The following is a 7,338-nucleotide window of genomic DNA, read 5'->3' on the forward strand; positions in this document are numbered from 1 at the left end:
GGCAGGTCAAGCGCGACCGGCCCGATCCCCGACGGCACGACTCTCTCCAGCACCGGCGGCAGCGCCGGCTTGTTCGCACGGTGCATGAGCACTACTTCGTCGATCAGCGAGGAGTTCTCCCAAGGAACCTGCTTGCCTTTGGTGGCTGCGACCACGTCGCGGCGCACCGCGGCCATGACCGCGCGTATCTCCTGGTTCGGCGCCAGCGCGCGGCGCGAAAAAGCGGATGAGAATGGACTGGCGTTGCCCGTCCCGTCATAGGCGATCGCATCGGGACCGGTGGCAAAGGCAATCAGCGCGTTCTGCGAGCTTTTCACCTCGGCAAGACCGGTGCCGCTAGCGGTGATCAGCTGGTCCCGCAGCCAGTAGTCCTTGCGCGGAAACGGATTGTTGCGGCAGGCATCGAGGATGATGATCTGGATTTTCGACTTCGAGCGCAATTGCTCCAGCATGTCATCGAGCTTGATCGCCTGAACCTCGATGTCGGCGGCCTGCTTGAGCGAAGCGTCGACAGGGATCAGGAAATTCACGCCACCGATCTGAAACCCGTGGCCCGAATAATAGACGACAGCGAGATCGGCGCCATCCGCGGCCGCGAGATAGTTGCGGAACTGCTCCTCGAACTGCAGCTTGGTGACGTCCTTGGCGACGAATACATCGAAACCGGCCAGCCGGAACGTCTTCGAGACGTCCTTGGCGTCGGTGTCCGGGTTCTTGAGCGCCGGAATATTGCGGTATTGCGAATTGCCGATCACAAAGGCAACCCTGCGGTCAGCGTGCGCTTCGAACGTCGCGAAGCCCACGAGGATCAAGGCTGCAAGGAAGGCGCAGCATCGCAGCATGGCAAGTCCCCCATCCGCTATGGTCTGTCGGATTCACCAAAGACCAGTTGCGCGCGCGGGTCTGTTAAAGAATTCACAATACGCTGATACAGTAAGAAGGAAAGCTTTTGCCGCAACGGGGATATATTTTTGTTCAATGAATAGAACTCGCCAACAACTTCAAGTTGCTGCTCAGGCGGCCTCCGCCAGAAATTCCGGGTTCTGCTTCACCAGCGCCAGCTTCAGCTTTTCCATGGCACGCGCCTCGATCTGGCGGACACGCTCCTTGGAGATGCCGAGCTGTTCGCCAAGTGATTCAAGCGTGGCGCCGTCATCGCTGAGCCTGCGCTCCTCGATGATGCGAAGCTCGCGGGCGTTGAGCGCGCCAAGCGCGCTTTTCAGCCAGAGGGCGCGGCGCTGGACGTCGATTCTTTCGCCGACGATCTCGTCAGGCAACGGGTCTTCGGAGACCAGGAAATCCATCCGCTCGGCAGCGCCGTTTTCGTCCGCAAGCGGTGCGTTGAGCGAGCTGTCTGGGGAGGACAGGCGTGAATCCATCATCGCCACGTCCGCTTCGGGAACGCCGAGCGCCGCCGAGACCTCGCGGTAGAGCGAGGCATTGGAGAGCGGCTCGGCGCCGTTGGCCAGCCGTGCGCGCAAACGCCTGAGATTGAAGAACAGCGCCTTCTGCGCCGAGCTGGTGCCGCCGCGCACGATCGACCAGTTGCGCAGGATGTAGTCCTGCATCGAGGCGCGGATCCACCAGGTGGCATAAGTCGAGAAGCGCACTTCGCGCGCGGGCTCGAAACGAGCCGCCGCCTCGAGGAGGCCGACATGGCCCTCCTGGATCAGGTCGCCGAGCGGCAGTCCGTAATGGCGGAATTTCGAGGCCATGGAGATGACCAGCCGCATATGGGCGACGGTGATCCGATGCAGCGCGTGCTGGTCGTTCTCTTCCTTCCAGCGGAGCGCAAGGACATGCTCCTCGTCGCGCTCGAGATAGGGAGCCTTCATTGCCGCCCGGACCAGTGTCCGTCCTGCCGCGTCCTCAATCATGCCGGCTCCTGTTGGCGGTCATTACGCTCATGACGGTTGAAAAGACGCCGCCGCGCCCTACAACAGCCATGCAACGTGTCAGGCGCATGGATGGTTCCGCCGCCCGAGGGGGCAAATGTTGCCGGCGGGAACATTCTGTTAGCGGGTCCCGAAATGCCGCTTCGCGGATTATCGGGCGATTTTGAGAATCAGATTTCCGGGAAAGCCGATTTTTGAAATCGGGTTCCTTATTTCGCGACCTTCTATCTGTCAGTTTCCGGCTCTCACAATCGGACCGGCATACCGGTCAAAACGGGATCACAGAAAAATGAAATGGCTTAAATCGCTCCTCATCGTCGGAACGCTGCAGGTTCTGGCGGTCACCGCCGGCCATGCCGGCGCCAATCTCGACCAGATCAAACAGGCCGGCGTGCTCAAGGTCGGCACGGAAGGCACCTATGGGCCCTTCACCTATCATGACGAATCCAACGCGCTGGTCGGCTTCGACGTCGAGATCGCCAAGGCCATCGGCGACAAGCTCGGCGTCAAGGTCGAGTTCCTGGAAGGCAAGTGGGATGGGCTGATCGCCGGCCTCGACGCCAACCGCTACGACGCCGTCATCAACGAGGTCGGCATCACCGACGCGCGCAAGGCCAAGTATGATTTCTCGGATCCCTACATCGCCTCGAAGGCGGTGCTGATCGTGCGCGGCGACAATACCGACATCAAGACCTTCGCCGATCTCAAGGGCAAGAAGTCGGCGCAGTCGCTGACCTCGAATTTCGGCAAGCTTGCCGAGAAGAACGGCGCGGAACTCGTCGGCACCGACGGCTTCGACCAGTCGATCCAGCTTCTGCTCACCGGCCGCGCCGACGCCACCATCAACGACAGCCTGTCCTTCCTGGATTTCAAGAAGCACAAGCCGGACGCCAATGTGAAGATCGCCGCGCAGGAAGAGAATGCCGACTATTCCGGCGTCATCGTGCGCAAGGGCGATCCGGAACTGGTCGCGGCCATCAACAAGGCGCTGGCCGACATCAAGGCCGACGGCACCTACAAGAAGATTGCCGACAAGTATTTCGGCCAGGACGTTTCCCAGTAAGCCGAACAGTCTGTTGCCTGAATTCCGGCGGGCCGTCTTCGACGGCCCGCCGTTTTTAACAGGACACTCATTGGGGCCGTCTTTGACGGCTCGCCGGTTTTTGCATGATAGTCAGTCCACACGGGGCAACGCGCCGCCGTATCTGGAAGGGAGAAGCGCCCCGTGCCGCACTGGCTGCAATTGATGCTGGAATCGCTGCCGACGCTGTTATGGGCGGCGCTGATCTTCACCGTGCCGCTCACTCTTCTGTCCTTCGCGCTCGGGCTCATCGCCGGGCTGGTGACGGCGCTGATCCGGCTGTTCGGCCCGAAGCCGCTGGTCGCGCTGGTGCGCTTCTATGTCTGGATCTTTCGCGGCACGCCACTGCTGGTGCAGCTCTTCCTGATCTTCTATGGCCTGCCGTCGGTCGGCATCCTGCTCGATGCCTTTCCCGCGGCGCTGATCGGCTTCACGCTCAACATCGGCGCCTACACCTCCGAGATCATCCGCGCGGTCATCGGCTCGGTGCCGAAGGGCCAGTGGGAGGCGTCCTATTCGATCGGCATGACCTGGAGCGAGGCGATGCGTCGCACCCATACTTCCACAAGCGGGCCGCGTCGCGGTGCCGCCGCTCTCCAACACCTTCATCTCGCTGGTCAAGGACACCTCGCTGGCGGCCGCCATCACCGTGCCCGAGATGTTCCAGGCCGCGCAGCGCATCGTCGCCACCACCTACGAGCCGCTGATCCTCTATGTCGAGGCGGCGGCGCTCTATCTCGTGCTGAGCTCGGTGCTGTCGGCACTGCAGGCGCGGCTGGAGGTGCGGCTCAACCGCTATGGCGGCTTCCTGGAGGCCAATTCATGATCGGCCTCACGAACATCGAGAAGCGTTTCGGCGACAATCTTGTCCTGAAGGGCGTCACCGTCAGCATCGACGAAGGCAGCGTCACGGCGCTGGTCGGCCCTTCCGGCGGGGGCAAGAGCACGCTTCTGCGCTGCATCAACCTGCTGGAGATCCCGACGTCCGGTTCCTTGCGCATCGGCGAGGAGACGCTTGCGTTCCATCCGGGCGGCAAGGTGCCGGCAAAGGATATCCAGCGCATCCGCCTGCAGACCGGCATGGTGTTCCAGAACTTCCAGCTCTTCCCGCATCGCACGGCCATCGAGAATGTGATGGAAGGGCTGGTGACGGTGCTGAAATGGCCCGAGCCGAGGGCGCGCGAGCGGGCGATGGCGCTGCTCGAAAAGGTCGGGATGGCGCACAAGGCCGATGCCTGGCCGGCGACGCTGTCGGGCGGCCAGCAGCAGCGCGTGGCGATCGCCCGGGCGCTTGCGCCGTCGCCGCGCGTGCTGCTGTGCGACGAGCCGACCTCGGCGCTCGATCCGGAGCTGGCTCAGGAAGTGGTCGACGTGCTCGGGCAACTGGCCCGCGAGGGCACGACCATGGTGATGGCCACGCATGATCTCAGGCTCGCCTCCAAGATCGCTGAGGAGGTCGTCTTCCTCGATGCCGGCGCGATCGTCGAGAAGGGTCCGGCCTCGGTCGTGTTCGACAATCCGGAGCGCGAGCGGACGAAACGCTTCATCGCCTCGCTGCGCCAGGAAGAGGCGCAGAAGGAAGGGGGAGACGCGTAACCTTCGATAGGCCTTTCAGAAACAAAAAACCCGGCACGAGGCCGGGTTCTTCGTAACTTAAAGGGGAAAAGCTCAGGCAGCTTCTTCCTGTTCGGATTCTTCGTTGTCGGCCTTGGCGCCGCGCTTCGGGCCCTTGTTGAGGTTGACCTCGATGAGACGCACCGCCTCGGTCTCCGACATGCGGTTCACCGCGGCGATCTCACGAGCCATGCGGTCGAGCGCGGCTTCATAGAGCTGGCGCTCGGAATAGGACTGCTCCGGCTGGTTGTCGGCACGGTAGAGGTCGCGCACGACTTCCGAGATCGAGATCAGGTCGCCGGAATTGATCTTGGCATCATATTCCTGGGCGCGGCGCGACCACATGGTGCGCTTGATGCGGGCGCGACCCTGCACGACCTTCAGCGCGCGGTCGACATAATCCTCTTCCGACAGCTTGCGCATGCCGATCGAGGTCGCCTTGGCGACCGGCACCTTCAGCCGCATCTTGTCCTTCTGGAAATCGATGACGAACAGTTCCAGCTTGTGACCCGCAACTTCCTGCTCGTCGATCGCCACGATCTGGCCGACGCCGTGCGCCGGATAGACGATGAACTCGCCGGTCTTGAACCCGTGGCGGGCCGCGGTGGACTTCTTCTGCGGGGTGATCGTTGCCATTACGCCCTGAACTCCTTAGTTGTGCCGCCGGCATCATGCCGGCGCGAACCCATGGGCCGACGATAGCCGACCGTTAGCCGCGCAACAGGATGAACCCACCGGAAAAGCAGGGAACCGGCATATCGCATGAATGCGACCGCCTGCCCCAGATCGCTCTGGTCCGGACTTAAAAGCTCACCTTTCAGTGATTTGGGGCGTTAGCGCCATAAATCGACGTCGTGTCACCGGCATGTTTTGCTTATGTAACACAAAAAGTCGGAAGAATCAAGGTTTTGCCGCGTTCGCTAACGCCAAGCGGCAGTGCTGCCTGTCAAGACAGTATCTGTATCGGCCCCGTTACGCGGCGTCATGCCAGCGCTATCGGCCTCTTTCTCAATCACCCTCGCCGGGTTCGGCCGAGAAATATTTCTCGAACTTCCCGGTCTCGCCGTCGAAGGTCTTGGCATCGGCCGGCGGTTCTTTCTTGGCCGTGATGTTGGGCCATTTGTCCGCGTATTCGGCGTTGATCTGCAACCATTTGTCGAGACCGCCCTCAGTGTCCGGCTTGATCGCGTCCGCCGGGCATTCGGGCTCGCACACGCCGCAGTCGATGCACTCGTCGGGATGGATGACGAGCATGTTCTCGCCCTCGTAGAAACAGTCGACCGGACAGACCTCGATGCAGTCCATATATTTGCATTTGATGCAATTGTCGGTCACGACATAGGTCATTGCAGGCTCCGGAACGTCCCATTTTGTTGGGCTTTTTGGCTGAGGTAACGCCTTTGCCCGCCGCATGCAAGGGTAGGGATTGCCGGCGGAGCCGGAGGGCCGGAAAGGAATTCCGGCCGGAAGAGCGGATCGACGTCACCGAGCCTGATTGCCGCGCAGTTTCTCGGAGTTTCTCCGGCCACGCCCCGGGCAGGCTATGTTTCAATCGTCGCCGAGCAGACGGTCGGTCTGCCGGCGCTCGCGTTTGGTCGGGCGGCCGCTGCCGGCCTCGCGCAGCGCCGGAATGGCGTCCGCAACGGCCCCGCCTTTGGGCGTCGGCGTCGGCGACATGTCCTGGTAAAGCAGGCGCGCTTCATCGGCCGGCCCGCGCCGTGTGCCGCAATCCAGCACTTTCCAGACCAGGATACGGCCCTCGAGCGTGATGGTCAGCACGTCGCCGGGCTTCACCAGATCGGAGGCCTGCGCTGCTTTGTCGCGATTGATGCGCACGCGTCCGGCAACGACGACCTTAGCGGCCAGGGACCGCGACTTCACCGCGCGCGAGAAGAACAGCCATTTGTCGATGCGCTGGCGGCCTTCTCCAACCATTGCAACCGACCGAGGTTATTTCTTCAGCTGGTCGCGCAAGGCGGCGAGCTTGGCGAAGGGCGAATCCGGATCGAAGCGCTGCGGGCGTTCCTCGCGCGGCTTGCCCTGGAAGGCCGGCTTGCCGCCCGGAGCGTTGCCTTTGCCTTCCTGCCTGTTGCCCTTCCAGTCAGGCCGGCCCTCCCGACGATCGCCCTGCGGCCGCCCTTCGCGGCGTTCACCGCCCTCGCGGCGGTCGCCTGCATCCGGCCTCGGCTTGAATTTCGACCGGTCGAAGCGCGGCTTGCCGGCGCCGTCGCGCTGGTCGCGGCGGCTTTCATGGGCCGGCCGGTCGCCGGGCTGGCCGCCCGCGGCGCCCGTCTGGCCGTCGCGCGCCGGCTGGTCACCGCGCTGGCGATTGTCGCGACGGTTGTCGTGACGCTGGCGCGGGCGCTGATGGTCGAAACGCGCCTGGCGCCACAGAAGGACAGGCCTCGGTTCTTCAGCTTCAGCTGGTGTTTCGTCGGCCTTGCCTTCCCCCTCGTGGGGAGCGCCGGCCGTACCAGCATCTGCATCGTCGGCGCCATCACCTCCACCCGCGTCGCTTCGCGCCGCGACCTCCCCCATCGAGGGGGAGGTAAAGGCGTCGGCGCCTTCGGCCGACTCGAGCACAGCGGCGGGGGCTTCCACAGTGGGAACCTCTTCCGCGACCTCGGCCGCAACTTCTGACGGCTCTTCAACGGCAGGTTCCGGCGCTGCTTCCGAGCTGGCTTCGGCCGGAGCTTCCGCGACGGCTTCAGTCGGAGCTTCGACGGCTGCCGACCCCGAGCCCTCGGC

At 63.2% G+C, this 7,338-nt stretch carries 7 protein-coding genes and 2 pseudogenes; 3 read left to right on the top strand and 6 right to left on the bottom strand.

Annotated features, from left to right (window positions below; translation table 11 throughout):
* On the bottom strand, positions 1-842 hold an 842-nt coding region (locus EOA27_RS14705; RefSeq protein WP_189562033.1), incomplete at its 3' end, for a caspase family protein.
* A 171-nt stretch (positions 843-1,013) separates the two neighbouring features.
* Positions 1,014-1,877 (bottom strand): RNA polymerase factor sigma-32, encoded by an 864-nt coding sequence (locus EOA27_RS14710; RefSeq protein ID WP_042647759.1) that lies wholly within the window; start codon positions 1,875-1,877, stop codon positions 1,014-1,016.
* Between the two features lie 307 nt (positions 1,878-2,184).
* Here EOA27_RS14710 and EOA27_RS14715 point away from each other — a divergent pair, with 307 nt between their 5' ends.
* The 3 genes and pseudogenes from EOA27_RS14715 to EOA27_RS14725 all read left to right on the top strand — a co-directional run bounded on the left by EOA27_RS14715 (position 2,185) and on the right by EOA27_RS14725 (position 4,572).
* Complete coding sequence (locus EOA27_RS14715; RefSeq protein WP_127256566.1) at positions 2,185-2,958, top strand: amino acid ABC transporter substrate-binding protein; 774 nt, start codon at positions 2,185-2,187, stop codon at positions 2,956-2,958.
* A 162-nt stretch (positions 2,959-3,120) separates the two neighbouring features.
* Positions 3,121-3,802: pseudogene (locus tag EOA27_RS14720) on the top strand (ABC transporter permease subunit).
* Entirely contained in the window at positions 3,799-4,572 is a 774-nt protein-coding gene (locus EOA27_RS14725) for an amino acid ABC transporter ATP-binding protein (protein WP_126080776.1), read from the top strand. Before EOA27_RS14720 ends, EOA27_RS14725 begins: the two are co-directional and overlap by 4 nt.
* A 72-nt stretch (positions 4,573-4,644) precedes the next feature.
* Here EOA27_RS14725 and EOA27_RS14730 read toward each other — a convergent pair whose 3' ends face one another.
* The 4 genes and pseudogenes from EOA27_RS14730 to EOA27_RS14745 form a co-directional block, all read right to left on the bottom strand.
* Positions 4,645-5,226, bottom strand: coding sequence for a CarD family transcriptional regulator (locus tag EOA27_RS14730; protein WP_095816705.1), 582 nt, complete (start codon positions 5,224-5,226; stop codon positions 4,645-4,647).
* 372 nt (positions 5,227-5,598) lie between these two features.
* Positions 5,599-5,937, bottom strand: coding sequence for a ferredoxin FdxA (gene fdxA, locus EOA27_RS14735; protein ID WP_126080777.1), 339 nt, complete (start codon positions 5,935-5,937; stop codon positions 5,599-5,601).
* Between the two features lie 201 nt (positions 5,938-6,138).
* Positions 6,139-6,525, bottom strand: coding sequence for an RNA-binding S4 domain-containing protein (locus EOA27_RS14740; RefSeq protein ID WP_126080778.1), 387 nt, complete (start codon positions 6,523-6,525; stop codon positions 6,139-6,141).
* A gap of 15 nt (positions 6,526-6,540) precedes the next feature.
* Positions 6,541-7,338: pseudogene (locus EOA27_RS14745) on the bottom strand (helicase); the annotation flags it as partial.

Origin of the sequence: Mesorhizobium sp. M2A.F.Ca.ET.037.01.1.1 (assembly GCF_003998075.1) — a bacterium.
Lineage (GTDB): Bacteria > Pseudomonadota > Alphaproteobacteria > Rhizobiales > Rhizobiaceae > Mesorhizobium.